This window comes from Micromonospora sp. NPDC049044 (assembly GCF_040649215.1).
Lineage (GTDB): Bacteria > Actinomycetota > Actinomycetes > Mycobacteriales > Micromonosporaceae > Micromonospora.
On the sequence record NZ_JBEZFA010000005.1, the window covers coordinates 46,362 to 70,920 of the forward strand.

Sequence of the window (24,559 nt, forward strand, 5' to 3'; positions counted from 1 at the left end):
ACGGTATGAAGATCAGGGCGTTCCCGCGCTCGGGCTGTCCGTTGGATCAGGAGACGGTGGCGCTGCGGTGTCGAGCGGGTCCCGGTCGACCACCACCGGGCCGGCCAACTGCACGGTGGCCGGTGCCGGGCCGGGCGGTGTGGCCAGCCGCAGTGTCCCCGCTCCGGTCCGCACCCCGGTCGGCGTGCCGTCCCGCTCGTAGCAGTAGATGCCCACGTCGACCGGGGCGTTCAGCGACGCAGAGGTGGAGTCCACCGAGTAACAGGTGCCGGTCAGGCCCTCGGGTGGGCTGGCGGGAGCCACCGCGAGCGCCGCGCGCCGGTCGGTGAGCACGTCCAGCCAGTCGGTGAGCGGATGCTGGACCCGGGGGTCCGATCGGCGAGGGATCGCGTCGTCGCGCTCACCGAGGCGTACGCAGCTCGCCGACTCCGGTCGCCCGGCCGACGGCAGGGCGCACTGGAACAGCCCGTCGTTCGTGGCGACCAGTGAGATGTCGGCAGTGCCGCCCAACGCGCCACCCGGCACGTCCACCCGCCAGCTGCCGTCGTTCGCGCTGGTGAACGTGATGGTGCGAGCCGGTTGACCGGCTTGGCCGTAGACGTACTGGGCCGTCAGGTGGCGATCCTGGGCCGCCGCGGCCAGGGCGGCCAACTCGTCCCGCGCGGCGTCCACCGCGACCGGTCCCGGGTCGGCGGGCGGCGGCGTCGGCGGCTGCGCATCGGTGCAGGCGACCAGGAGTGCTGGCAGGGCGAACAGGAGCGGCCCGAGCACGCGGACGGCCGGGCGGGTGAGGACGGACACCGGCCCATTCTGGTGGGTGCGGACTGTTTGGTGGTCGCCGGCACGTAATGGGCTGTTCCGGCGTGTCGGACCGGCCGTCACCGCGTACCCCCGGGGGCTGGTGGGAGCGGTCCGGTCGCTCCGCGCGGGCCGGATGGTGGGATCACCTGACCCGGCGTCGTTACCCGCCGGATACCCTCAGGGGGACTGACACGCGCCGCCGGCCCCGGTTCCGGCGGCGTCGGCACGCTCAGGGTCGCTGGGAGGGAGTGCACCGTCGTGGCACTCGTGGTGCAGAAGTACGGCGGGTCCTCCGTCGCCAACGCCGAGCGGATCAAGCGGGTGGCCGAGCGCATCGTCGCCGCCCGCAAGGCCGGCGACGACGTGGTGGTGGTGGTCTCCGCGATGGGGGACACCACCGACGAGCTGCTGGACCTGGCCAACCAGGTCAGCCCGCTGCCGCCGGGTCGCGAGCTGGACATGCTGCTCACCGCCGGGGAGCGGATCTCCATGGCGTTGCTCGCCATGGCCATCCACAACCTGGGGTACGAAGCCCGCTCGTTCACCGGCTCGCAGGCCGGTGTGATCACCACCTCGGTGCACGGCCGCGCGCGGATCATCGACGTCACCCCCGGGCGGCTCAAGGGCGCGCTCGACGAGGGGTCGGTGGTCATCGTCGCCGGCTTCCAGGGGGTCTCGCAGGACACCAAGGACGTCACGACGCTGGGCCGGGGTGGTTCGGACACCACCGCCGTGGCGCTCGCCGCCGCCCTGCACGCCGACGTCTGCGAGATCTACACCGACGTGGACGGCATCTTCACCGCCGACCCGCGGATCGTGCCCAACGCCCGGCACATCCGGAACATCACCTACGAGGAGACGCTGGAGCTGGCCGCCTGCGGCGCGAAGGTGCTGCACCTGCGTAGCGTGGAGTACGCCCGTCGGGCGGGGTTGCCGATCCACGTCCGTTCGTCATACTCGACCAACACCGGCACGATGGTCACCGGATCGATGGAGGACCTTTCCGTGGAGCAGGCACTGATCACCGGGGTCGCGCACGACCGCAGCGAGGCCAAGATCACGATCGTCGGGGTGCCCGACGAGCCGGGTGCCGCCGCGCGGATCTTCGACACCGTCGCCGGCGCCGAGATCAACATCGACATGATCGTGCAGAACGTCTCCACCGAGGGCACCGGCCGGACGGACATCTCGTTCACCCTGCCCAAGGCCGACGGCCCGACCGCGATGGCCGCGCTCAGCAAGATCCAGGAGCCGGTCAAGTTCAAGGGCCTGCTCTACGACGACCACGTCGGCAAGGTCTCGCTGATCGGTGCCGGCATGCGCTCGCACCCCGGGGTGGCAGCCGGCTTCTTCGCCGCGCTCGGCGCTGCCGGGGTCAACATCGAGATGATCTCCACCTCCGAGATCCGGGTCTCCGTGGTCTGCCGGGACACCGACCTCGACGCCGCCGTCCGCGCCATCCACGACGCGTTCGAGTTGGGCGGCGATACCGAAGCCGTTGTCTACGCGGGGACAGGTAGGTAGCGCCGATGGCGGCGCTGCCCACCCTCGCCGTGGTCGGAGCGACAGGTGCCGTCGGCACCGTGATGTGTGAGCTGCTCACCGGACGGCGCAACGTCTGGGGTGAGATCCGGCTGATCGCCTCCGAACGCTCGGTCGGCAAGCGGGTGCGCTGCCGAGGCGAGGACGTCGTCGTCCAGGCGCTGACCCCGGAGGCGTTCGACGGCGTCGACGTGGCGATGTTCGACGTGCCCGACGAGGTCTCCGCCGAGTGGGCGCCGATCGCCGTCGCCCGCGGCGCGATCGCCGTCGACAACTCCGGCGCGTTCCGGATGGACCGGGACGTCCCGCTCGTCGTTCCGGAGATCAACCCCGAGCAGGTCCGCGACCGGCCCCGGGGCATCATCGCGAACGCCAACTGCACCACCCTCGCGATGATCGTGGCGGTGGCCCCCCTGCACCGCGAGTACGGCCTGCGGGAGCTGGTGCTCGCCTCCTACCAGGCGGTCTCCGGAGCCGGCCAGGCCGGCGTCGACATCCTGCACGACCAGCTCACCAAGGTCGCCGGGGATCGCGCGCTCGGCTCGCGCACCGGCGACGTCCGCCAGGCGGTCGGCGAGGACCTCGGTCCCTTCCCGGCGCCGCTGGCGCTCAACGTGGTGCCGTGGGCGGGCTCGGCGGCCGACGACGGCTGGTCGTCGGAGGAGATGAAGATCCGCAACGAGTCGCGGAAGATCCTCGGCCTGCCCGACCTCAAGGTCTCCGCCACCTGCGTGCGCGTGCCCGTGGTGACCGGCCACTCGGTGGCCGTGCACGCGGTCTTCGGCACCGAGGTGGATGCCGAGGGCGCCCGCGAGGCACTCCGCAACGCACCCGGCGTGATCGTGGTCGACGACCCGGACGCCGGTGAGTTCCCGATGCCGATCGACGCGGTCGGCACCGACCCGTCCTGGGTAGGCCGGATCCGTCGCGCCCTCGACGACCCGCGCGCCCTCGACTTCTTCGTCACCGGCGACAACCTCCGCAAGGGCGCGGCCCTCAACACCGCCCAGATCGCCGAGTTGCTCGCCAAGGAGCTCCGCAACCCCTGACCGCCCCGCCGCGGCCGCGGCCGCGGCCGCGTCGATCATGGACTTGTGGTGGGCGCTTTGGCCGCGGGAGAGGCAAACGTCCTCGCCACAACTCCATGATCGACGGGGCGGTGGGGGGTTAGGCGGCGGAGAGGTGCACGCCGTCCCGGCCTTGGCGTTTCACCGCGTAGAGGGCCTGGTCGGCTCTTCTCAGGGTGCGGTCGGGGGACTCGCCGGGGTGCGGGAGCGCGACCCCCACGCTGATTGTGCGGCCGATGCGCCGGGCCGCCTCGGTCAGCCGTTCGGCGATCCGGACCGCCTCCTCGGGGCGACTCACCTCGATCACCGCGACGAACTCGTCGCCGCCGATCCGGTACAGCTCGTCGCCGTGCCGAAGCGCCTCCTCCAGCGCGCGGGCCAACCCGACAAGCACCCGGTCGCCGGCCTGGTGGCCGTACGTGTCGTTGACGGTCTTGAAGCCGTCCACGTCGATCGCCAGCAGGGCCGTACGCCCCGGGGTGGCCGCCGCGATCCGTTGCCCGAACGGGCCGGTGTGCCGCAGGCCGGTGAGCGGGTCGGAGCTGGCCTGCTCCCGTAGTCGGGCCAGCGTGCGGAGCCGGTCCAGGTTGGTCCAGGCCTGCCCGGCGAGCAGTTCCATCAGGCTGACGGTGGTCGGGTCGGGGCGCAGGGCGCGTTCGTCGGCGACCAGCAGCACCCCGCCGGCCTCCGGTGACCCGACCGGGACGGCGACCAACGTGTGCACCCCGGCGCGGGTCAGCGGCCGGTAGTCCTCGGTCGGGGGGTGCCCCGCCTCGCCCAGCGTGTACCCGGCGCCGTAGCGGTGTGCCCGGTCGACCATCCGGGCCAGGGCCGCCGGGCCAGCCTCGGTCAGCTCGGCGCGGATGCGGGATTCCAGGTCGCCCGGTGTCGCCGCTGGTGGACCGAGCTGGCCGGCGATCAGGAGCAGCGCGGTGGAGAGGGTGGAGACCTCCCGGGCGGCGCGGGCCGCCGCGCCCATCAGCTCTCCCTCGGTGAGTGCGGCGGAGAGGGCGGCGGTGTGCCGGAGCAACTTCTCGCTGCGGCTCTCCTCGGGTGGGCCGCCGAGTGCGGCGATCCGCGCGCCGAGCCGGTCGGCCAGCCGCTGGGTCGTCTCCCGCCACAGCTCCAGGTCGGCGGGCTCACTCCACTGCAGGTCCAGCACGCCGATGGCCCGGCCCGTCGGGTCCAGCACCGGTACGCACAGTTCGGCGATCACGTCCGGGCGTACCGGAAGGTAGTCCGGGTCGACGGTGACGTCCGGGACGACGGCGGAGGTGCCGGTGGCGTACACCCGTCCGACGATGCCGGTGCGCGCCGGCACTGTCGCGAAGATCTGCCAGGCCCCGGTCGCGGCGACGCAGCGCAGCCGGTCGTGGACCGCGAGCAGCACGGAGATCGTCGCGCTGGTGTGGCGGGACAGTGCGGTGACCGTCCATCGACAGGCCTCCGGCACGTTCGACGCCATCGGCAGGCGCGCGCTGACGTCACGGCTGACTCGCTGATGATCCACTCGCACGTCGTTCCAGGTAGGGGAGGGGTCGGCCGGCGCCGAGCCGCGCGATCAAGCGTACCCACGGTGGCGGGAACCCCAGGTTCGTACACACGTGCTATCCACAGGCTGTGGACACGGCCTGTGGGTGGAGCCGTCTGGCATTCGAGTTGACAGCAGTGTTTGCGCCTGCCAATAATAATTGGCATGAGCCAAGGTGAGCTATGGGAGAGCTGAGCGGTGACCGGCTGGTCGAGGTCCTTGCCACGCTGGCCAGCCCGCACCGGCTGCGGGTGCTCGCCGCACTGACCGGAGGGCGCGCGTACGTCTCACAGCTCGCCCGCGATCTGGGCATCAGCCGCGCGCTGCTGCAGGTGCACCTCAAGAAGTTGGAAAAGGCCGGGCTGGTCACCGCGCATCTGGAGTTGTCCGAGGACGGCAAGGCACTCAAGTACTACGAGACCGCCCCGTTCTCGTTGCACCTCACGCCAGACGTGGTGGCCACCGCCGCCACCACCCTGAGCACCGCCGCAGACGGCGATGCCCCACCGAAAGGAACAAGTTAGATGGACGTCACCGCCTCGGTCTTCCTCGTCGTCGTCGCCGCCGTGCTCATCTCGGTCGTCTGGTACGCGGGCGTCCGCACCCGGACGGCCGTCGCCGGCGAACTACAGCGGCAGTACGCCGAGCAGGCCGCCGAGACCCAGCGCCTGCTCACCGACGTGAGCGCGCAGTTGGCCGACCTGAACCGGCGCACCGCGGACATGCAACGCATCCTCAAGGACGCCGAATGACAGCCCTCGGCCTCAGCCCGCCGGTCACCCTCATCAACGTCCCCAACACCATCACCGCCGTCCGCACGGCCGGTGCCGTCGGGCTCGCCGTTGCGGCGCTCACCCAGCGCAGCGCGCATCTGCTGATCGCCGCCTACCTGCTCTACTGGATCGGAGACATCCTCGACGGTGCCGCCGCCCGGAGCCTGGGACAGGAGACCCGCACCGGCGCGGTCTTCGACATCGTCTCGGACCGGGCCTGCACGTCGGCCTGCGCCGCCGCACTTATCGTGCTGCGGCCCGGCACCGCCCTGCCGATCGCTGTGTTCCTCGTCCAGTTCATGGTCATCGACCAACTGCTGAGCCTGATGTTCCTGCGCTGGCCGCTGCTCAGCCCGAACTACTTCGCCCGGGTCGACAAACGCATCTACCTGTGGAACTGGTCCCCGCCGGCCAAGGCGCTCAACACCGCGGCGGTGGTGCTGCTGGCGATCTTCGCGCCGGTGGCAGTGGCCGTCACGTTCGCCCTCGCGGTCACCGCGGTGAAGGCCGTCTCGTTGGTGAGCGCCGCCAAGCTGCCGGCGGGCCTCCCGCGTACCCAACCATGATCGCCGTCCTGGGCGCGGCGGGCGTCGGGCTGCTGTCGGCCTTCCTGCCGTTCACCCCGGCCGAGCCGTACCTGATCGCGACAGTGACCACTACCAGCGCGCCGCCCGTGGCGCTCGGCGTGGCCGCCGCGGCCGGTCAGACCGTCGGCAAGGTCCTGATCTTCCTCGGTGCGCGCGGCGCGATCCGCTCGGCGTGGCTGCAACGGCGGCTCCACCGACGCCCGCCTGCCGCACCCGAGCGACCAGGTCGACTGGGCGCGATGCTGGCGCGTCCGAAGGCGGCCGGCGCACGACTCGTGGAGGTGCTGGAACGCCCCCACCAGTCGACCGGGATGCTGCTGGTCAGCGCCGTCACCGGCCTACCACCGCTGCTGGCCGCGAGCGTCTACCTGGGACGCACACCCATGCGCCCGGCCGCCTTCGCGGCGACGTGCCTGCTGGGCCGGGCGATCAGGTTCGTGACGCTCGCGCTGGCCCCGCAGCTCGCCGGCTACTGAGACGAGGGCGTCGTGGTGCTCTGGTACGTCGCCTACGGCTCGAACATGCACGCCGCCCGCCTGCTGTGGTACATCGGTGGCGGCTGCCCGCCCGGGGGGAGGCGGACGTACCCGGGCTGCCGGGACCGACGCCCACCCAGCCGGTCGGTCCCGGTGTTCCTGCCGGGCGGGATCTACTTCGCCGGCGAGTCCCGGGCCTGGACCGGAGGCATGGCCTTCTACGACCCGCACCTGCCGGGCTCGGCCGCAGCCCGTGCCTACCTGGTCACCGAGGAGCAGTTCGCCGACATCGCCGCCCAGGAGATGTACCGCCCGGCGGGTGCCGCCGACCTGATCCCCGCGACCGGTGCGGCGATCGAGGCGGCCATCGCCGACGGGCGGGCGACGCTCGGCCCCGGCCGGTACGAGACGTTGGTCTGCCCCGGCAGCCACAGCGGCGTCCCCCTGCTCACCTTCACCGCGCCCGGCGGGGCGTCGACGAGCCGGTGCCGGCCACCCGCGCCGATCTACCTCGGCATGATCGCCCGCGGTCTGCGTGAGGCGCATGGCTGGTCGACCGAGCGGATCACCAGCTATCTGGCCGCCCGGCCCGGCGTGGCCGACGGATGGGCCCCCGACGCCATCGCGGCCCTCGTCAGCGAGGTGCTCGCCGACGCGTGACCGCCGGCGCGGTGCGGCCGGCAGGCCGTCAACCGGCCAGGCTGGTAACCGGGCAGGCCGTCAGCCGAGCAGGAACTCCCGCAGCGCGGGAGCGAGCGTCGCCGGCGGCACCTCGTGGTAACCGCCGTCGAGGCTGATGGATCGGCCGCCCGGGACCGCCTCCGCCGCGGCCCGGCTGCCGTCGCGCAGCCACTGTGGACTGCCGGTGCTGTCCACCGCGAGGGTCGGCGCGGTGATGGTGGCCAGTTGGTCAGCCGGCAGTCGCCCGCCCGCCGTGACGATCGCGTCGTACGGCAGGGTGTGCGCGATTGCGGTCAGCCCACCCCAGACCGGTTGGGTCCGCATCCCGGCGACCGCCTCGGCGGGCAGCCCCACCGAGGCGAGCAGGAAGGTCTCCACCGCGCTGTCCCGGTCGTCGGCGGCGATCAGCTCGATGAGCTGCGCGGTGATGTCCTTCCGGACGCCCATGTGCGGGCCGACCTGGAACGGCGGCTCGAACAGCGCCAACCCGGTCACCGGCAGGCCCTGCGCGGTGGCGAGGGCGGCCAGGACCGCGCCGGAGGAGATCCCGTAGACGGCGGCGGAACCACCTGCCGCCGCGATCACGGCGGCCAGGTCGTCGATCTCGCGGCCGATCTCGTACGGCGCGGTGTCGCCGCTGTAGCCCCGCCCTCGGCGGTCATAGCCGAAAACTGTGAAATCCGGTGCCAGAGCCGTGGCCAGTGCACGGGTCGTAGCGCGGTCACCGAACGCCCCGCAGACCAGGACGATCGCCGGCCCGGCACCGGACCGCTCGAACGCGATGGGCGTGCCGTCAGCCGATCGGACCTGCTCCACCGGCGGTGTCATGTCACTCACGATGCTGTCTCCGTCCGCGTCAACCGTCTCGTCCTTTCTAGACCCTGCCCACGACGATTACCGGCAGACCGCGGTAACCGGTGCTCGCTCCGTGGTGGCCGGCGTACCCGCAGCTCCGATGTGCTGCCCGGGTCGACCCGGCGGCATCCAGGTGAGAGGCTGTCGGAGCAAGGCGGCCATCCCCAACCGCCGCCAACCGCGACCCTGACGACGGCGTCGCGCGGCGGCCCGGTCGACCCAGAGGCCGGGCCCGCGGGCGCCGATTCTTCCGAGGAGATCCATGTCCACAACCGGGATGCGACGGGCCGCTGTCGGTCTGACCGCGCTCGCGGTGGCCGCGTTCGGCGCGGTCGCCACCAGCCCAGAACAAGCCGACGCGCGACCGAAGCCGGTCGACGTCACCCTGCTGGCCCTCAACGACTTCCATGGCAACCTCGAACCGCCGAGCGGGTCCAGCGGCACCATCGCCGGGCAGACAGCGGGCGGCGTCGAATACCTGGCGACCCACCTGGCCGAGCTGCGCGCCGCCGCCAAGAAGCAGAACACCATCACGGTCGCCGCCGGTGACCTGATCGGCGCGTCCCCGCTGCTCTCCGCCGCGTTCCACGACGAGCCGACGATCGAGGCGCTGAGCATGGCCGGCCTGGATTACGCGAGCGTCGGCAACCACGAGTTCGACGAGGGCGCCGCCGAGCTGCTGCGGATCCAGAACGGCGGCTGCCACCCGGTGGACGGCTGCGCCGACGGCACCCCGTACCGGGGCGCCGGCTTCACGTACCTGTCCGCGAACGCCTTCAAGACCGCCACCGGCAAGCCGCTGATGGCGCCGTACGCGATCCACAAGGTGCAGGGCGTCAAGGTCGGCTTCATCGGGATGACCCTGGAAGGCACCCCGCAGATCGTCAGCCAGCAGGGCGTCGCCGGCCTCACCTTCGCCGACGAGGCGGACACCGCGAACCGGTACGCCCGCGAACTGCGCCGCAAGGGCGTGGAGACGATCGTCGTGCTGCTGCACGAGGGTGGTGCCCAGGCGGCGACAGGTGGCATCAACGACTGCGTCGGCATGACCGGGCCGATCGTGGACATCGCCAACCGGATGGACCCGTCGATCGACGTGGTGGTCAGTGGGCACACCCACCAGGCGTACAACTGCGACATCAACGGCAAGCTGGTGACCAGCGCCAGCTCGTTCGGCCGCCTGGTCACCGACATCGACCTGAAGATCGACCGCCGGAGCGGGGACGTCATCTCCGCCGCCGCGAACAACGTAGTGGTCACCCGGGACGTCGCCAAGGACCCGAAGCAGACCGCCCTGATCGACAGGTACAAGACGGTGCTCGGCCCGGTCGCCGACCGTCAGGTCGGCGAGACCACCGAGGCCATCACCAAGACCCAGGAAACCCTCTTCGGTACGAGTCTGGGCGAATCGCCACTGGGCAACGTGATCGCCGATGCGCAACTCGCGGCCACCGACGACGAACAGGGCGCTGTCGCCGCCTTCATGAACCCAGGTGGTGTCCGGGCCGACCTCAACGCCGGCCCGGTCACCTACGAGGAGGCGTTCACGGTTCAGCCGTTCGCCAACAACCTGGTGACGCTGGACCTGACCGGTGCGCAGCTCTACTGCGTCCTGGAGCAGCAATTCGTCACCGGCCGGACGCTGTACCCGTCGGCCACGGTGGGCTACGTGGTCGACCCGAACGGCACCACCGGTACGGTCGCCGACCCGTGCGCCGGCACCCGGGTGGTCCGGGGCAGCCTCACCATCGGCGGGGCCGCCGTCGACACCGCCGCCACCTACCGGGTGACGGTGAACAACTTCCTCTCCGGGGGCGGTGACGGCTTCAGCGCCCTCACCGCCGGGACCAACCAGGTCACCGGCCAGATCGACCTGGACGCGTTCGTGGACTACCTGACCGCGCAGTCGCCGGTGTCCGCGCCGACGCTGGACCGGATCCGCACCACCGCCGAGGTCCCCGCCGCCTGACGGCCGACCCCGCGACGTCGGGCCCCGGAGCGAACGCTCCGGGGCCCGACCCGTCCCCGGCTCTGTCCAGTCCACATCCCGTCTCGCCCCGCCCGGTCGTCCGCCCGATGTGTCGGCCGCATGATCACGCTGCAACATGGAAGTAGTGGCCTCCGGGAGCGTGGATGCCACTCGATCCAGGATCGAGCGTGATCTTGCGGGGGAACTTGCGCGGATCTTGAGCGCGCCGGGGCGCGAGGGCGCCGGGTGGGTCAGGCGGGGGTGGGGGCCGGCTCGGGGGAGGTGACGGTCGGCGTCAGTCGGCCGTCCTGATCGGCGCTGAGCAGTCGGCGCAGGGAGAGCGCGATCAACGAGGCGACCAGACAACCGCCGACCACCGTCGCCACCCAGACTCGGCCGTCGGCTGCGCCGATGAGCGGGCCTGCGGTCACCGGGCCGATCACCCCGCTGATTCCGAAGATCATCGAACTCATCGCGTTGTACCGACCGCGCAGCTCGTCCGTGGCCAGGGCGTTGGTGAGCGCGGGCATCACCGGCGACAGCATCGTCTCACCGAAGCCGAAGATCGCTGAGCAGGCCACCACGCACAGGGCAGCGAACACGGCGCTCTCCCCGGTCACCACACCGGCCGCGCCGAGGACCAACCAGGCGGTGGCGAACACCGCCCCCACCACCGCCAGTGCCCGGGTGCGGCTGCGCCCCTCGATCCGGCGGATCACCACCAGTTGTGCGAGCACGATCATCACCGTGTTGGCCGCGAGCGCCCAGGCCACCACCCGGGGGTTCACCTCGACCACCCGCATGGCGTACGCGGCGAAACCCACCTCGATCTGCGCGTACCCGCAGGTGGTGAGGACCAGTCCGAAGATCACCAGCCGCCGGAACGGACGGTCCCGCAGCACTGTCAGGTAGCCGCCGGGCGACGGCTCGCCGACCCCCCGACGGGTGCCGAGGCGTTGGCCCACGCTGGGCAGGGTGAGCAGGATCAGCGCCGGCAGCAGGTAGCTGACCGCGTCCAGCAGGTAGATCGTTTGGAAGGTGCCGGGCCGGGCGGTGTCGACGATCGCGCCGGAGGTCATGCCGCCGATGCCGATACCGAGGTTGAGCAGGGCGAAGTTCAGCCCGAACACGCGTTGCCGCTCATCGTCGTCGGTCAACGACGCGAGGATCGTGTTCTGCCCGGACCAGATCGCCGAGCTGCCGATGGCGATCACCGTCATCACCAGCAGCGCCGAACCGGTCGAGTGGACCAGCGCGAGCGAGCCCGTGCCGATCGCCTCCAGCACCAGGCAGGGCACCACCACCCGGCGGGCGCCGAACCGGTCGATGAGCGTCCCGCCCAGCGGCGACAGCACCAGGGTGACGGCGCCGTACCAGCCGATCACGAGCCCGGCGCGGGCGTCGGTGAGCCCGCGTACGTCGGTCAGGTAGATGAACAGGAACGGCAGGGTCAGACCGCGCCCGATCGCCGACAGCAGAGTGCCGAGCATGATCCGGCGGGCATCCGGCCGGCGGGGCAGGGCACGACGCAGCATGTCCGGCATTCTGTTCGTCAGGTGTGACACTCCGCGAATCGTTTTCGCCGCCCCGAGCCGTCGCCGGGCCGTCCGGTGACCAATCCCACGATGATCGACTCGGCTCGGTGGCGGCCGGCCGGTGTCCGCCGGGTCTGCGATGCTGGCCCGATGACCGGCACCTGGCGACATCTGCCCGCTACCGCCCGCGCCATCGCGGTGACCGCGGCCGCAGCCGTCGCCGCCGCCCAGGCACGCGACGGTCAGGCGTACGACGAGGCGGTCGTTGGTCTTGCCGCCGACGAGCGATCCGGTCTGGTGCTCGGTGCGGTGGTCCGGCTGCTGCTCGAGGAGAGCCACCCGGACGGGCTCACCGGCGACGACATCCGCCAGGTGTTGACCCGGTGCGTGCAGGGCGCGACGCGGTGGCGGTCGGACGTTGACCCGCATGTGGTGCTCGTCCTGCTGGCCGGCGCGCTCGGCGTGTACGACCCCGAGAGCGACGAGTCGCCGCCCGACGCAGTGGCGCTGGCCCGGCACGCCCCGATCCTGGTGGCCGACCTGTTGGCGACGACAAGCGTGCCGTTCGACGACTACCTGGCCGCCGCGTTCGCCGAGATCGAACGCACCGAACGACAGGACTGACGGTGGGCGGCCACCTCGCTGTGGCCGCCCAGGGTCGGCAGAAGTACCTATGTTGGCGGCAGTTCCGGCACTGTCAGTCCTGGTTCCAGGTGTCCGTCTCGGGGGACATCAACGCGCCCTGGCTGGCCACCTGCCCGCTGGCGAGTGTCCGCCCGGACGCGTCGAGCGCCTCGACGACGAGGCCCGTCAGGGCGTCGGGCACTGTCAACACCACCCCGGAGCCGCTCACGGCCGTCGTCACCGAGCGTCCGTCCTGCGTCACCCGTACTGTGGTGGCTGTCGCTGGTGTCACCACCAACAGGGACCGCTGGCCCTCGCCGCCGATGACGTCACCGTCGATCGGCACCACCAGGACGCTGGCCGGGTCGGTCGGGTCCGTCGCGGCGGTGAAGGACGCGCCGGTGCCGAGTACGCCGTCGGGTCTCGGTTGGTCGAGATCGATCGTCACCTCGCCGACCCAGCCGCCGCCGTACACGGGGGCGGCCAGGAGTGTCGCCCTGCCGCTCTCCACCGAACGCCCGGCAACGCCCGGCGATCCGCCGGTGGGACGGGCGGGAAGGTCGGCCACCTGCCCGCCCCACACCACGCTCGGCAGGGCGGTCAGCCGGTATCCCGCCGACTGGGCGTACTGCGACACCAACACTCGGGCACGCTGCGTCGGGACACTGCCGCGAACGCGGGACATCGCGGTCGCGAGCTGCGCATCGGTGATCGGCCGCGACGCCAGCGAACCCGGACCCGGGGTCACCTTGCGCGTCACAGTGCCGCAGTCGACCCGCCACCACTCGGGTCGCTGGGTCTGCGGCGTACGGGTCAGGTAGGACCCGGTCGGCTCCGGGGTCCACCGGAACGGCTCACCATCGGGCAACGGTGCGGTGAGGAAGACACACCCGGCGGGTGCGATCGCCACGTGGACGGCCTTTCCCGGACCGGCCGGGTCGTCGAGGGTGAGGCTCTCGTAGGGCTCCAGGCCGTCGCCGACGCTGTGCACGGCGGCCGGGCTGGCCAGCTGCTCGGCGCTGGCGCCCTCGTCGGCGGCCAGCCAGATCGAGGCGCTCGGCCAGTCGATGCCCGGGTGTGGCCGGCCGCGGACGAAGGCGGCAAGCGCGATCCGCCGGCCGCCGACGTCGTCGACGAAGAGCACCTTCACCGTGTTCGGCTCGTCAAGCATCTGCAACGGCAGCGTCAGCCGGGGGAAGGCGCCCTGACGCTGCGCGGCCGACAGGAGTTGCGCGAGTTGGTCGACGTAGTCGCGGTCCTGACCGACGACGCCCTGCGGTGGTGACTGAACGAGTTTGTTCGACCAGGCCAGCACGGGTGCGATGGTTTCGGTCGAGTCCGCTGGTCGTGGTTGGGTGGTCCGACCCGGGTCGGCGATCGCGAATGCCGCTCCGCCCAGTGAGACCACCAGGGCCAGGGCCAGCCCGCCAAGGCGGCGCTGCCGGTCCCGCCGGTAACGCGCTCTGGCCCTTCCGTACGGATCCGGCTGTGGGGTCAGGGTCCTGCTCAGCTCGGCCAGGGCCTGGCCCACCTCCTCATCGACAGTCATGGTGTTGCTCCCGTCATCGTCGTTGTACCGGTCGGTACCGGCTCGGTTGCCGTTGCGGTCGTCGTCACCGGCACCTGTTCGGGCGTCGGCGCGTCGGATGTCAGTGCCAGCCGCAGGCGGGCCAAACCTCTCGACGCGCGGCTCTTGACCGATCCCACCGAGCAGCCCAGGGTGGCCGCGACCGCCACCTCCGGCAGGTCGACCACGTACCGGAGCACGATCACGGCCCGGGTACGCGGGGTCAGCTCCCGCATCGCCGCGTACAGGGCGTGCCGTTCCGGCACCGCCTCGGTCATGTCCCGAGCGGTCCGGTCCGGCAGGATCGACGTGACCACCTCGTGCACCCGGTGGCGGCGCCAGCTGCTGATGTGTTGATTGATCATGACCCGGCGCAGGTAGGCCATCGGATCGTCGACCCGACGCCAGCGACGCATCACCTTCACCAGCGCCGTCTGCACCAGATCCTCGGCATCCTGCGCCGAACCGGTGAGGTGGTACGCCACGCGCAGAAGATCCATGTAGCGCGTCTCGACGAACTCTCGAAAATGCTCGTCGTCAACTGCCATAAGCCCCCGCCTCGGTTGGTTACCCATCACGACTCCGTCGAGGGCCGAAAGGTTGAAGGCCGGCCGCGGGCACATCGTGGCGTCCCTGGCCGCCCGCCGTGGGCGGTGGCGGTGTCGACTGCTGCACTACTGTGCCCGGATGAGCGCCGACGGTTGGCTGGCCGACACCCGGACGTCGTACGACACGGTGGCCGGGAGCTACGCCGCGATGCTGCGCGACGCACTCGACGACGCGCCGTACGAACGGGCGGTCCTGGCGTTGTTCGCCGAACTGACCCGCAGCGGTGAGGGACCGGTTGTCGACATCGGTTGCGGGCCGGGACGGATCACCGCCCACCTGCACAGCCTCGGCGTCGACGCCTTCGGCATCGACCTCTCACCCGCGATGATCGACATTGCCCGGCGCGACCATCCTGGCCTGCGGTTCGCTGTGGGTTCCATGACGGACCTCGACCTCACCGACTCCTGCGTCGCCGGCATCCTGGCCTGGTTCTCCATCATCCACATCCCGGACGACGAAGTGCCAGCGGTCCTGGCCCACTTCCACCGGGTGCTGCGTCCCAACGGCACAGTGCTGCTCGCCTTCCACGTCGGCGCCGGGCGTCGGCTGAAGACGGAGGGCTACGGCGGGCACCCGATGAACGTGTACGTGCACCGCCGCCCACCGGACCGGGTCGCCGCCTGGCTCACCGACGCCGGGTTCACCGTCGAGGCCCAACTGCTGCACCGCCCCGACGAGAACAGGCACGGCGCGTTCCTCTTCGCCCGCCGGCACTCCTGACGAGCAACCATGCGGCACACGCATCGGCCTACGCCCATCGCTCTAGCCACGGCAACGACCGATCCGTACCCTCCATCGCCATGGGGAACCTTGCTGCGGCGGGCTTCGGCGCCCTCGCCAGCCTCGTCGTTGTAGCCCTTGGCGCGTGGCTTCAGGCCCAACGGGAGCGTCGGCAATGGCTCCGTGATCAGAAGCTGCGAGGCGCGGTCGACTACCTCACCAGCACGCGGTACTTGCTCAGCCAGTATCGAAGGGTGGGTGAGGTGGGCATGGATCAGGACGACCGACGGGAGTGGCGAAGCCGGATGCAGTCCGCGCGCTCTACCCTCAGTCTCCTGTGCAGCGCTCGGACGGTGTCGCTGGCGAATGATGTGGCGAGGGCTCTCTACGACCTCAGCCCCGACTCTGACGAGGCTCACAAGAAAGCCGCGGAGAGCGCCTTCCGGAACCTGGTATGGCAACTGCGAAAAGAACTCGGCTCACCACAGCTCGACAGCTGACAGTCGAGGCACAAGACGTGCAGACCTGGGTCAACGAGGTGGTTCCCACCTCCTCGGACGCCCACCCGCGACGCCCGCAAGCGCCTGGTGGAGAGCCTGCGGTGACCGCCGCTGCTGTAGGAATGCATCAGGGGCCACTCTCATCGATGGAGAGTGGCCCCTGACCTCGGTCGGGGTGGCCGGATTCGAACCGACGACCTCTTCGTCCCGAAGGAACGATCAGCGGCGGTTGGGCTGCGTGGGCGTCTGGCGCACGCTGGCTGAACAGTCCGCCACCGTCCATGGTCGTCCGTCCTCGATCGTGCTCGTCGTCACCCAACTAGTCACCCAGGGGCACCGTCGTTCGATAGGCCTGGCCGCATCAGCTGAAGCTCGCTCGCGGCGGGTAGACTGACCGTGGCCTTACTTCGGTGGTTCCACCAAGTCAATGCGCCTTCCCGGTGCTGGGCAATGGTCAGCCCATTAATTCCTCGGGAAAAGCGCCGAGCCCCTAAGGAGGGGAAATCGGTGCTGCCCGAAATCGGAACGCCGCTGGCCATTGTCTTCGGCATGGCTGCGGTTGGCAGGTCGGCTTTCTGGATCTACGTCGCTCACCGTGCGCGGCGAGAGGATCTGCCGAAGATCGCTGAGGCGTTCTCCGGCTCGCTGCGGGCGATTCGTCGCCGCTGACCTTCCCACTAGTGGCGCGGCGGTGAGGCAGACGTCTTGCCGCCGCCCACTTAAGCCCTCTCGCCTCTTAGCCATCCCGTCGGCCTTCGTCCGCACACCCGTGGATCAGGTGGGGGCTGCCCGGTCAAGGTGGAGCACCCTACGTCTGAACGACCTTGACCGGGCAGCCCCCACCTGATCGGCTCCGCCCGGACGAAGGTTGCTGGGATGGCGACACCATCCCAGAGCGCCAGAGCACCCCGCCGGAGGCACCTGCCCGTGCATCGACCACCATCACAGCCCCGGATCTGCCTACCACTCATGGCGGACCGGGGCTTCTTCGCATCCTCTTCGCGCCGCCGGCGGGGCTGCAACCGCCGGGGTGCCGCCGGGCGCTTGCGCCAGGGCGGCGGGGTCCCCGGTCGGTGGCCCGATCCGGGCCGGCCCCTGGTCGGCGGCGCGAGCGGCCTGCGAAGCGGGCCGCCTTGAAGACGTATAGAAAGTTCTCACCATTTACGTCTGGCCATCGAAGGGTAAGATCTTTGCCGTGAGCGAGTCGACTAGCCCTCCGAACGATGAGTTCGCCCGCAACGTTGTGAACTCAATATTTGACGTCTTCGTTGAGCCAGAGCTTTCCCGACGCGGACTCACGCTCGAACGAGACGCGATCACCAAGGTCGTGGTCGAGATCGATCCAGGCCGGAAGCACCCGAGGGTGTGGATCAACGATCAGGCGCAGATTTCAGTTCAGGTTAGGGCCTCGAAAGTGGAAGAGGGGCAGTCGATTACTGAGGCTGACGTCGAGGAAGTCATTGCCGTCTTGCCACCCGATGTTGGCCCCAACAGTGGGTATGTGTGCCTGGCGACCATTGCTGGCGCAAGGTATGTGACATTCGACTTCCGCTACAACCGCGAACAGGCTTCCGGGCTTATACAGCGGGCCGAAGAGTTCCTCGCCGTGGCGCGGACCTGTTCCGAAACGGCACCTGCCGTCGCATGCGACGTCGCCTACTCCGCAGCAGAGCTGACTGTGCAAGCGAGCATGCTGCTGCAGCAGCAACGGACTAAAAATCACTCGTATCGGCAGGAGTGGCTTGACCAGTGGGTCGCGCATGCCAACGCTCCGAGCAGTCATGCTGAAACCCTCAGAGCGTTGCACCGAGCACGAGCGGCAGCGCGATACGCGGACGGAAGCCTCGACATCTCCGACGACGAGCTCAAGCAACTTCTAGGCACTGTAAGCGAAATGATCGCCTACGCGCGATCTCGTGCGGCCTAGCGTTCCTGGAGGCCGGCAAGATCGGTCCATTCTTTCGCCAGTACCGCATAGAGCAGCGAGTCGCGCCATGCTCCATTAGTAAATACGTGGTCCCGAATTCGGCCTTCATACTGCATGCCAAGCCGCTGGGCTACGGCGATCGACGGGGTGTTGTCTGGGCCGATAGCTGCGGAGATGCGGTGTAGCCCCAGTTCTCGGAAGCCGAAGTCCGTCAGGGTCCGTGCCGCGTCGGTTGCATAGCCGTGGCCCCACTGCTCGGTTCGGATGGCGTATCCAAGCTTGGCAGCCTTCACGCCGTCGAGGCCCAACCGAGCAAAGCCGATTAGCTCGTCTCCAGGGAGAGTCACTGCAAGGTAGTACTCGTTGCGGGGCTCCGTTTTGGCGCGCACCACCGCTCCCTCGATCATTGCCGTCGCGGCATGGAGGTCCCGGTTGTCGAACGAGAGCCAGCGGGTCACACGCTCGTCGCCTACGAGGGCAAGCGAAGGGGCCGCGTCGTCGCTGCGGAACTCTCGCAGGATGACGGCGCGGCCCTTCAACGTCACGGGGTACATGCCCCGATCTTGCCTTACCTGGGAAGTGCCTTTAGAGGCGTGCTCGTGAAATCCTCGATCTGTTGAAGCAGGTCGCGTCCTTCGACCGCCAGCCCGGCTCGGATGACGGCCTGGTGCACCCTCTGCACGGAGTGAACGATCCCGTTGATGCGCTGGCTCGGAGGCAGTTCGAGCACCGGAGTGACGGCCTCGATGGCACCCTCCAGATCACGGGCGGCGATCCGTGCGATCGCTAGGTCCGAGTGCGATCCGGCCTGGTCGCCGAAGGCCCAAGCGGGGTCGTTCGGGTTGGCGTAGGCGTTGACGGCGCGGGTGGAGAAGTCGACTGCCTGGTCTGCCTCGTTCGGAAGCCACGCGAGGGCGTCGGCAGCGTAGTAGAGCGTGCGAGGCTGGTTGAACGTGCAGATGCCGCCCAACTCATCGACCTCGTCCGGTTCGACGCGGTTCCACGCCTCTTCGGCTGCCCGAATCGCGCTGAGGGCCTTGGCGCTGTTGCCGAGTGCGGCATATCCACGGGCGGCGCTCACCGGCAACCACACGGAGGTCGTGCCGGCGGTGCCGGCGGCGATGTTCGTGCCCGCCTCCGCAAACCGAACGGCCTCGGCGTACCGGCCCGCCCAGTAGGCGACCATGGATTGCAGGCCACGAAGCCAGGCTCTCAGCCCGTTGTGGTCGGCCTGGTCGGCGCAGAGGACGGCGGTGCGGGCTTGCAGCATCGCGGCGTGGGGGTCGGCAAGATCGTGAGACGCCTTGGCGAGCAGTCCGCTCGTAACAGCGGTGAGGAAGTGCAGTTGCCGGGCCTGCTGCGGCGTCTGCCTCCGCTCAAGCAGGGTGAACAAGGTGTCCTGGGTTTCGACCATGTCGCCGAGCAGTTCGGTGAGTGGGCGCTGTGGATAGGCCAGTGCCAGTCGCTGGACGTCGTCGCGGAGTTGCTCGACCGCCTCCGGGGTAGTGCTCTCGGCGGCGAGGAGGGTGAAACGACGGGCTCGTTCGGCTGCCATTCTGATCAGACTCCTTTCGTTGCCGGGTGACGGCAGCACCAATGAGCCGTCGTCGGTAGCCGGCTGGGCTATGACAAGTTCCGGAGTCCAGGGCCGGAGAAGATCATCAAGCGGCATGCCAAACATCGCCTGTAGCGCTCGCCTCGTGGCCGGCGTCGCACCGGCAGAATCTCGCTCGCCTCTGGCTAGTCGACCAAGGTGACGAGCGCTGATCGCGGCGGGTTCCTCCAAGCGGAGGAAGGCGTCGGCCATCTCCTCGTAGGTGCGATCGCGCTGCTGGATGAAGTACTCCAGCATCGTTCGGGGTGTGCGGCGTGTGCTTGCCACCTGTTCCCCTCCTCGCTCTGGGCTCCTACGTCGACGGTCGCGCACTGCTATGGCTTCCTCAACGGATGTCCGCCAGTTGTCCGTCAGTTGTCCGCCAGAGGTCCCGGCCGGGACCTCGATAGGTCCTGGTCGATGACGCCACTCTCAGTGTGAGCCAACCAGGCACACCGTGACGAGCGAGTAGCGACGGGGAGGGCAGCGCCATGGCAAATTCTCTGCTGATGCCAGCGATCGCCATGATTGTCGGCACGACACTGCTGAGCTTGCAGATCTACATCATGATCCGCATCAACCACGGCGCTTCCCGCAATCGGCAGCAGCAGGTCCGGAGGCCGAGCGGCAGCGGGGCGAGGGGCAGTATTCGCTACAGCGCGGGTGCTGCCCCGTCCCGTATCCTCACCCGTAATGACACGGATGACGAACCCGCCCGCGCTGCCCAACGACTGGTGGACAGCGGCGGAATGCGCCGCCTATCTCGGAATCGCGCGGGGCACCTGGGCGGCCTACGTGGCCCGCGAGCAGGCTCCCGCTCCGGAGCGGATGTTCGGTCGATCGCCGGCTTGGCGGCCCCAGACGGTCAAGAGCTGGGCGGAGTCACGCCCCCGCCACGGCAAGTAGCTTCGATCCTTCCCTCTACAGCATCGGTGCTGTAAAGTCGGCCTCAATACAGCACCGGCGCTGTAGAGCACTCCAATAGATGGCCCCAGCGGGCTGCCACCCGCTGAGGCCGGGCGCATCGGTCTACCTCGCGAAAGGACCACACGATGCTCTATCAGCCTACCCGCGTCCCTGCCCCATCGACCTCGGGTCTTTACCCCGTGGCGCGTGCCGCCGTCTCGCTCGTCTCCGAGCTTCCCGGCTTGCTCGCTGCTTCGACCCCTACTGAGGTTTCTGGACTGCCGCCCGCTGCCAACCCCGTCTCCTGCCCCGAACCCGTCATCTGCGCCGATGCCTGCCCGAACCCCGCCAACCCGTACTGCTGCTGTGACTCGTGTTGCCCGCCTGAGCCTGTGCCGACCCCGCGTCGGAAGGCGTGGCGTGGCGTTGCCGTCTGGGATGACGGCAGTCTCGCGGATCTGATGGTCCACGACGCCCTGATGAGCAGGCCGTCGACCCAGCGGGACGCGCGGTGATGGCGACGACGGGGACGGCCGCGAAGGTGCTGCACCTGCCGACCTCGACCCGTCCGGTGGAGTCGGCACCGACCGATCTGGGTTCCTTGACCGAGTGGGAGCTACAGGCGGTGTTCTTCGCCGCTGGTGCCCGCTGGGCCACCCACGGGAACCTGCCCTACGAGGACATGGCCCGTCTCGTGACGGACCAGATCACCACCCTCGGCTGGAACACGGTGCGGGACATCGGTGCCCGCATCCGGAACGCCCTGGACCGCTGCCAGTGGCGAGACTGGGAGGCGCTGCTTCCCGGCCTCGACAGCCGTGGCGACGCCATGTCGATCGCGGCGAAGTTCGTGCGGATGCACCGCCGGGCCACCCGCCCGGATGCCGCGCTGACCGCCTGGCACCAGGCCACCGCTTCGGAGGTGGCGGCATGAGTCCGCTACGCCTGGCGCGTCTGTCCCGAGGTTGGGAACCTGTTCAGCTCATCGGCCGGATGAAGATCCTGGCCGAGCGCGACGGCATGACCCTGCCCAAGGTGTACCTGCTCGTGCGGCTGGTCTTCCTGTGGGAGAACCACCGCGCCCAGGTGCCCGGCTACTACGCCGCACTGCTCACCCGTATCTACGGTGAGCTGCCCACGACCACCACGCGAGTCACTGCGTGACGGTCACCATCGAACCTGTGACCCCGGGCGACATCCGTCGCCCGGGACCACACCCGTTCGTCTCGGGCCGCCGCGCTGTTGACGCCGCCGACTTCGGCCGGCTCCGCGCCCAGGACCCGAACTACTTCGCGTGGCTGCACCACGTCCGCCCCGCCGCCGGCTGCACCCGACCCGTGCGGCTGACCGGCGAGTGCGCCACCATCAACCCCGCCACCGGGGAACTCCTCGCCCTCGCCTCGACGGAGGACATGCCCGACGGGCAGATCTACAAGCCGTGCGGCAACCGCCGCGCCGCCGTCTGCCCGTCCTGCGCCGAGGTCTACCGCCGCGACGCCTTCCACCTCATCCGCGCTGGCCTCATCGGCGGCAAAGGCATCCCCGCCGCCGTTTCCGCGCACCCCGCCGTGTTCGTGACGCTGACGGCCCCGTCGTTCGGCGCGGTCCACACCCGGCGCACCAGCAAGACCGGGCAGGCGATCCCGTGCCGTCCGCGCCGCGCTGAGGTGCTGTGCCCGCATGGGGTGGACCTGCGCTGCCAGCGGCTGCACGCCGCCGACGAAAAAGCCCTCGGGACGCCGTTGTGCCTGGACTGCTACGACCACCACGCCCAGGTCGTGTTCAACAACCAGGCCGGCGAGCTGTGGCGGCGTACCACCATCGCGATCCGCCGCGAGCTGGCCAAGACCGCCCGCGCGTTCGGACTCACCGCGGGCTCCTTGCGCCTGTCCTACGGCAAGGTCGCCGAGATGCAACGACGCGGCGTCGTGCACTACCACGTCATCATCCGCCTCGACGGCAACAACCCCGACTGCCCCGGCGCGATCGTCGCGCCCCCGGCTCCGCTCGGGCTGCTGGACCTGGTCGCTGCCGTCGAGCAGGCTGCCGCCTCCACCTCGTTCACCACCGACCCCCACCCCCACCAGCTCGCCGCCTGGTCTATCGGGTGGGGCGATGAGGGCAAGGGCCGTTACGCCGACATCCGCCCGGTCCGGCTGGCTGGCGACGGTGAAATCACCGATGCCATGGTTGCTGCCTACCTGGCGAAGTACGCCACGAAGAGCACCGAGGCCACCGGCCACGCCTCCGGCCGGCTCAACGGCGACATCATCGACCTGTATGCCAACCCCGACGGCACCCACACCGAACGACTCATCGACGCCGCCTGGACCCTCGGCGGCGCACCCGACTGGACCGGGCTGCGGCGGTGGGCACACATGCTCGGCTTCGGCGGCCACTTCCTCACCAAGAGCCGCCGCTACTCCGTCACCTTCCGCATCCTGCGCGACGCCCGGGTCATATGGCGCCGCACCGTCGAGCACGACCAGGACGCCGCCGAACACGACAGCGAAACCACCGTCGTCATCAACACCCTCGCCTACACCGGCTCCGGCTGGCTCACCACCGGCGACGCACTCCTAGCGAACACCGCCGCAGCCATGGCCCGCGAACGAGCAGAAGCCGGCCGCGAAGCGATGCGCGATCTCGTCGGCTGACACGTACGTGTCAACCCACCCACCCACTCTTGACACGTATGTGTCAAGAACCCGCCGCCCCGAGTAGGAAGGACCACCCCGTTTGACCGCACCCACGATCGACGCGCCGGGCAAGGCGCTCTACCGGATCACTGAGGCCATGCGACTGCTCAGCCTGTCGCGGACCGTGATCTACGAACAGATCCGCGCCGGCCGACTGCGCACCGTCCGACAGGGTCGATCCCGTCTCGTCCCCGCCGCCGCGATCACCGCCTACGTCGACTTGCTCGAACACGAAGCCCAGGAAGGAGGCACCCGATGACCACACGCCGCGCCAGGGGAGAAGGCGGCCTGCACTGGGACGAGTCCCGGCAACGCTGGATGGCCACCATCACCGTCGGCTACACCCCGGCCGGCAAACGCATCGTGCGCAAAGGCAGCGGCAAGACCAAGACCGAAGCTCGCGCGAAACTGCGGGAGAAGATCCGCGACTACGAAGACGGGCTCGCCATCGCCGAGCACCACTACACCGTCACCGAAGCCGTCACCGACTGGCTCACCTACGGGCTCAACGGCCGATCAGACCGCACCAAGACCAAGTGCGAGATCCTGTGCCGTACCCACATCATCCCGGCGTTGGGCGCTCGGAAGCTACGCGAGCTTCGCGCCCAGGACGTCGACCGCTGGCTAGCCGACAAGGCCACCATCCTCAGCACCCGCACCCTTCGTGACCTCTACGGGTGCCTCAACCGCTCGATGAACCGAGCCATGGCCCGGGACAAGGTGAAGCGCAACGTCGTCGCGCTGTGCACCGTCCCGCGCGGCCAGGAGGGCCGCCCCTCCAAGTCCCTCACCCTGGACCAGGCGAAGGCCGTCCTCGACGCCTCCGACGGAAGTCGCCTGCACGCCTATGTCGTCCTCTCGTTGCTGACCGGCGCGCGCACCGAAGAACTCCGCGCCCTGCGCTGGGACCACGTCGACCTTGACGGTCAACCCGACCTTGATCCGCCGCTACCGCCCTCGATCCAGGTGTGGCGCTCTGACCGGGATGGCGGCGATACCAAGACTCGCAAGTCTCGACGCACCCTCGCGCTGCCGATGCGGTGCGTCACCGCGCTGACCCATCACCGTCAGCGCCAAGACCAGGAGCGCAAGACTGCCGGCAAGGACTGGCAGCCGCTCGGGTTGGTCTTTGCCTCGACTGTCGGCACTGCCCTTGATGCGGCCAACGTCCGCCGGGCCTTCCGCCGAGTCGTCACCCTCGCCGGCCTCGATCCGGCTGCCTGGACACCTCGTGAGCTGCGGCACAGCTTCGTGTCGCTGCTGTCCGACAGCGGGGTAAGCCTGGAGGACATCGCCGACCTGTGCGGGCACTCCGGCACCACCGTCACCGAGCTGGTCTACCGTCACCAGCTCCGGCCGGTGCTGCTCCAGGGCGCGGCGGTCATGGATCGCATCTTCGCGCCGGCTGCTGAGGCGTAGTCACTCAGTTCGTCACCCAGGAAGCACTAGAGGGCACATCCATGGATCGGATGTGCCCTCTGACCTGGTCGGGGTGGCCGGATTCGAACCGACGACCTCTTCGTCCCGAACGCCGTTGCGGTGCATCGCTCAATGCCGTCCGGTGCGATTTCACGCTGCTAGGCAGCGCCCCTTCGC

General features: G+C 69.8%; 27 protein-coding genes. 19 read left to right on the top strand and 8 right to left on the bottom strand.

The features are described 5' to 3' along the window. Nucleotides 1-12 precede the first annotated feature (12 nt). A complete protein-coding gene (locus AB0B85_RS05415; RefSeq protein WP_357403845.1) occupies nt 13-801 on the bottom strand; it encodes a hypothetical protein in 789 nt (262 codons plus the stop codon). Nucleotides 802-1,059: 258 nt separating this feature from the next. On the opposite strand from AB0B85_RS05415, the gene AB0B85_RS05420 reads away from it, so the two are divergent. After that, the gene (locus AB0B85_RS05420; RefSeq protein WP_357403847.1) at nt 1,060-2,325 is read left to right on the top strand and encodes an aspartate kinase; all 1,266 of its coding nucleotides are present in this window, start codon (nt 1,060-1,062) and stop codon (nt 2,323-2,325) included. Nucleotides 2,326-2,330: 5 nt separating this feature from the next. Further along, a complete protein-coding gene (locus AB0B85_RS05425) occupies nt 2,331-3,392 on the top strand; it encodes an aspartate-semialdehyde dehydrogenase (protein WP_357403849.1) in 1,062 nt (353 codons plus the stop codon). Nucleotides 3,393-3,510: 118 nt separating this feature from the next. Here the strand turns inward: AB0B85_RS05425 and AB0B85_RS05430 are convergent, their stop codons facing one another. Then, nucleotides 3,511-4,920: a sensor domain-containing diguanylate cyclase gene (locus AB0B85_RS05430; protein WP_357403851.1), complete on the bottom strand. Its 1,410-nt coding sequence runs from the start codon at nt 4,918-4,920 to the stop codon at nt 3,511-3,513. Nucleotides 4,921-5,123: 203 nt separating this feature from the next. Here AB0B85_RS05430 and AB0B85_RS05435 point away from each other — a divergent pair, with 203 nt between their 5' ends. Genes AB0B85_RS05435 through AB0B85_RS05455 form a run of 5 tightly spaced genes read left to right on the top strand, consistent with a single transcriptional unit; the run spans nt 5,124 to nt 7,437 of the window. Continuing rightward, the gene (locus AB0B85_RS05435) at nt 5,124-5,465 is read left to right on the top strand and encodes a helix-turn-helix domain-containing protein (RefSeq protein ID WP_357403853.1); all 342 of its coding nucleotides are present in this window, start codon (nt 5,124-5,126) and stop codon (nt 5,463-5,465) included. After that, the gene (locus tag AB0B85_RS05440) at nt 5,466-5,693 is read left to right on the top strand and encodes a hypothetical protein (RefSeq protein ID WP_357403855.1); all 228 of its coding nucleotides are present in this window, start codon (nt 5,466-5,468) and stop codon (nt 5,691-5,693) included. After that, on the top strand, nt 5,690-6,280 hold the full coding sequence (locus AB0B85_RS05445; protein ID WP_357403857.1) for a CDP-alcohol phosphatidyltransferase family protein: 591 nt from the start codon (nt 5,690-5,692) through the stop codon (nt 6,278-6,280). The genes AB0B85_RS05440 and AB0B85_RS05445 overlap by 4 nt, the downstream gene beginning before the upstream one ends. After that, on the top strand, nt 6,277-6,777 hold the full coding sequence (locus AB0B85_RS05450; RefSeq protein ID WP_357403859.1) for a hypothetical protein: 501 nt from the start codon (nt 6,277-6,279) through the stop codon (nt 6,775-6,777). Before AB0B85_RS05445 ends, AB0B85_RS05450 begins: the two co-directional genes overlap by 4 nt. Nucleotides 6,778-6,789: 12 nt before the next feature. Then, on the top strand, nt 6,790-7,437 hold the full coding sequence (locus AB0B85_RS05455; protein ID WP_357403861.1) for a histone deacetylase: 648 nt from the start codon (nt 6,790-6,792) through the stop codon (nt 7,435-7,437). A gap of 60 nt (nt 7,438-7,497) precedes the next feature. Here AB0B85_RS05455 and AB0B85_RS05460 read toward each other — a convergent pair whose 3' ends face one another. Beyond that, nucleotides 7,498-8,286 (bottom strand): alpha/beta fold hydrolase, encoded by a 789-nt coding sequence (locus AB0B85_RS05460; protein ID WP_357404150.1) that lies wholly within the window; start codon nt 8,284-8,286, stop codon nt 7,498-7,500. A 289-nt stretch (nt 8,287-8,575) separates the two neighbouring features. Here AB0B85_RS05460 and AB0B85_RS05465 point away from each other — a divergent pair, with 289 nt between their 5' ends. Further along, nucleotides 8,576-10,282: a bifunctional metallophosphatase/5'-nucleotidase gene (locus AB0B85_RS05465; RefSeq protein WP_357403863.1), complete on the top strand. Its 1,707-nt coding sequence runs from the start codon at nt 8,576-8,578 to the stop codon at nt 10,280-10,282. A gap of 251 nt (nt 10,283-10,533) precedes the next feature. Here the strand turns inward: AB0B85_RS05465 and AB0B85_RS05470 are convergent, their stop codons facing one another. Then, nucleotides 10,534-11,817: an MFS transporter gene (locus tag AB0B85_RS05470; RefSeq protein ID WP_357403865.1), complete on the bottom strand. Its 1,284-nt coding sequence runs from the start codon at nt 11,815-11,817 to the stop codon at nt 10,534-10,536. Nucleotides 11,818-11,967: 150 nt separating this feature from the next. Here AB0B85_RS05470 and AB0B85_RS05475 point away from each other — a divergent pair, with 150 nt between their 5' ends. Then, nucleotides 11,968-12,441 carry a hypothetical protein gene (locus AB0B85_RS05475; RefSeq protein WP_357403867.1) on the top strand — a complete coding sequence of 158 codons (474 nt, stop codon included), beginning with the start codon at nt 11,968-11,970 and terminating at the stop codon, nt 12,439-12,441. A 73-nt stretch (nt 12,442-12,514) separates the two neighbouring features. On the opposite strand, the gene AB0B85_RS05480 is transcribed toward AB0B85_RS05475, so the two are convergent. Together AB0B85_RS05480 and AB0B85_RS05485 are read right to left on the bottom strand one after the other, a co-directional pair. After that, nucleotides 12,515-13,990 (bottom strand): hypothetical protein, encoded by a 1,476-nt coding sequence (locus tag AB0B85_RS05480; protein ID WP_357403869.1) that lies wholly within the window; start codon nt 13,988-13,990, stop codon nt 12,515-12,517. Further along, nucleotides 13,987-14,556 carry a SigE family RNA polymerase sigma factor gene (locus tag AB0B85_RS05485; protein ID WP_357403871.1) on the bottom strand — a complete coding sequence of 190 codons (570 nt, stop codon included), beginning with the start codon at nt 14,554-14,556 and terminating at the stop codon, nt 13,987-13,989. Before AB0B85_RS05485 ends, AB0B85_RS05480 begins: the two co-directional genes overlap by 4 nt. Nucleotides 14,557-14,695: 139 nt before the next feature. Here AB0B85_RS05485 and AB0B85_RS05490 point away from each other — a divergent pair, with 139 nt between their 5' ends. The 4 genes from AB0B85_RS05490 to AB0B85_RS05505 all read left to right on the top strand — a co-directional run bounded on the left by AB0B85_RS05490 (nt 14,696) and on the right by AB0B85_RS05505 (nt 17,764). Continuing rightward, on the top strand, nt 14,696-15,337 hold the full coding sequence (locus AB0B85_RS05490; RefSeq protein ID WP_357403873.1) for a class I SAM-dependent methyltransferase: 642 nt from the start codon (nt 14,696-14,698) through the stop codon (nt 15,335-15,337). 80 nt (nt 15,338-15,417) lie between these two features. Next, the gene (locus AB0B85_RS05495; protein ID WP_357403875.1) at nt 15,418-15,837 is read left to right on the top strand and encodes a hypothetical protein; all 420 of its coding nucleotides are present in this window, start codon (nt 15,418-15,420) and stop codon (nt 15,835-15,837) included. Between the two features lie 507 nt (nt 15,838-16,344). After that, nucleotides 16,345-16,506: a hypothetical protein gene (locus tag AB0B85_RS05500; RefSeq protein ID WP_196920163.1), complete on the top strand. Its 162-nt coding sequence runs from the start codon at nt 16,345-16,347 to the stop codon at nt 16,504-16,506. 526 nt (nt 16,507-17,032) lie between these two features. Continuing rightward, nucleotides 17,033-17,764 (top strand): HEPN domain-containing protein, encoded by a 732-nt coding sequence (locus AB0B85_RS05505; protein WP_357403877.1) that lies wholly within the window; start codon nt 17,033-17,035, stop codon nt 17,762-17,764. Here the strand turns inward: AB0B85_RS05505 and AB0B85_RS05510 are convergent. Both AB0B85_RS05510 and AB0B85_RS05515 read right to left on the bottom strand, forming a co-directional pair. Beyond that, nucleotides 17,761-18,318 (bottom strand): GNAT family protein, encoded by a 558-nt coding sequence (locus AB0B85_RS05510; RefSeq protein ID WP_357403879.1) that lies wholly within the window; start codon nt 18,316-18,318, stop codon nt 17,761-17,763. The two genes, AB0B85_RS05505 and AB0B85_RS05510, sit on opposite strands and share 4 nt — an antisense overlap. Before the next feature lie 14 nt (nt 18,319-18,332). Continuing rightward, a complete protein-coding gene (locus tag AB0B85_RS05515) occupies nt 18,333-19,616 on the bottom strand; it encodes an XRE family transcriptional regulator (RefSeq protein WP_357403881.1) in 1,284 nt (427 codons plus the stop codon). Between the two features lie 435 nt (nt 19,617-20,051). Between AB0B85_RS05515 and AB0B85_RS05520 the strand changes: the two genes are divergently transcribed. The 6 genes from AB0B85_RS05520 to AB0B85_RS05545 all read left to right on the top strand — a co-directional run bounded on the left by AB0B85_RS05520 (nt 20,052) and on the right by AB0B85_RS05545 (nt 24,382). Next, complete coding sequence (locus tag AB0B85_RS05520; RefSeq protein ID WP_099849185.1) at nt 20,052-20,264, top strand: hypothetical protein; 213 nt, start codon at nt 20,052-20,054, stop codon at nt 20,262-20,264. A 511-nt stretch (nt 20,265-20,775) separates the two neighbouring features. Then, nucleotides 20,776-21,198 carry a hypothetical protein gene (locus tag AB0B85_RS05525; protein WP_357403884.1) on the top strand — a complete coding sequence of 141 codons (423 nt, stop codon included), beginning with the start codon at nt 20,776-20,778 and terminating at the stop codon, nt 21,196-21,198. Beyond that, on the top strand, nt 21,195-21,428 hold the full coding sequence (locus tag AB0B85_RS05530) for a hypothetical protein (RefSeq protein WP_196920157.1): 234 nt from the start codon (nt 21,195-21,197) through the stop codon (nt 21,426-21,428). Before AB0B85_RS05525 ends, AB0B85_RS05530 begins: the two co-directional genes overlap by 4 nt. 17 nt (nt 21,429-21,445) lie before the next feature. Further along, the gene (locus AB0B85_RS05535; RefSeq protein ID WP_357403886.1) at nt 21,446-22,921 is read left to right on the top strand and encodes a replication initiator; all 1,476 of its coding nucleotides are present in this window, start codon (nt 21,446-21,448) and stop codon (nt 22,919-22,921) included. An 82-nt stretch (nt 22,922-23,003) separates the two neighbouring features. Next, complete coding sequence (locus AB0B85_RS05540) at nt 23,004-23,222, top strand: helix-turn-helix domain-containing protein (protein ID WP_357403888.1); 219 nt, start codon at nt 23,004-23,006, stop codon at nt 23,220-23,222. Further along, nucleotides 23,219-24,382, top strand: coding sequence for a site-specific integrase (locus AB0B85_RS05545; RefSeq protein WP_357403890.1), 1,164 nt, complete (start codon nt 23,219-23,221; stop codon nt 24,380-24,382). The genes AB0B85_RS05540 and AB0B85_RS05545 overlap by 4 nt, the downstream gene beginning before the upstream one ends. The last annotated feature ends 177 nt before the right edge of the window (nt 24,383-24,559 follow it).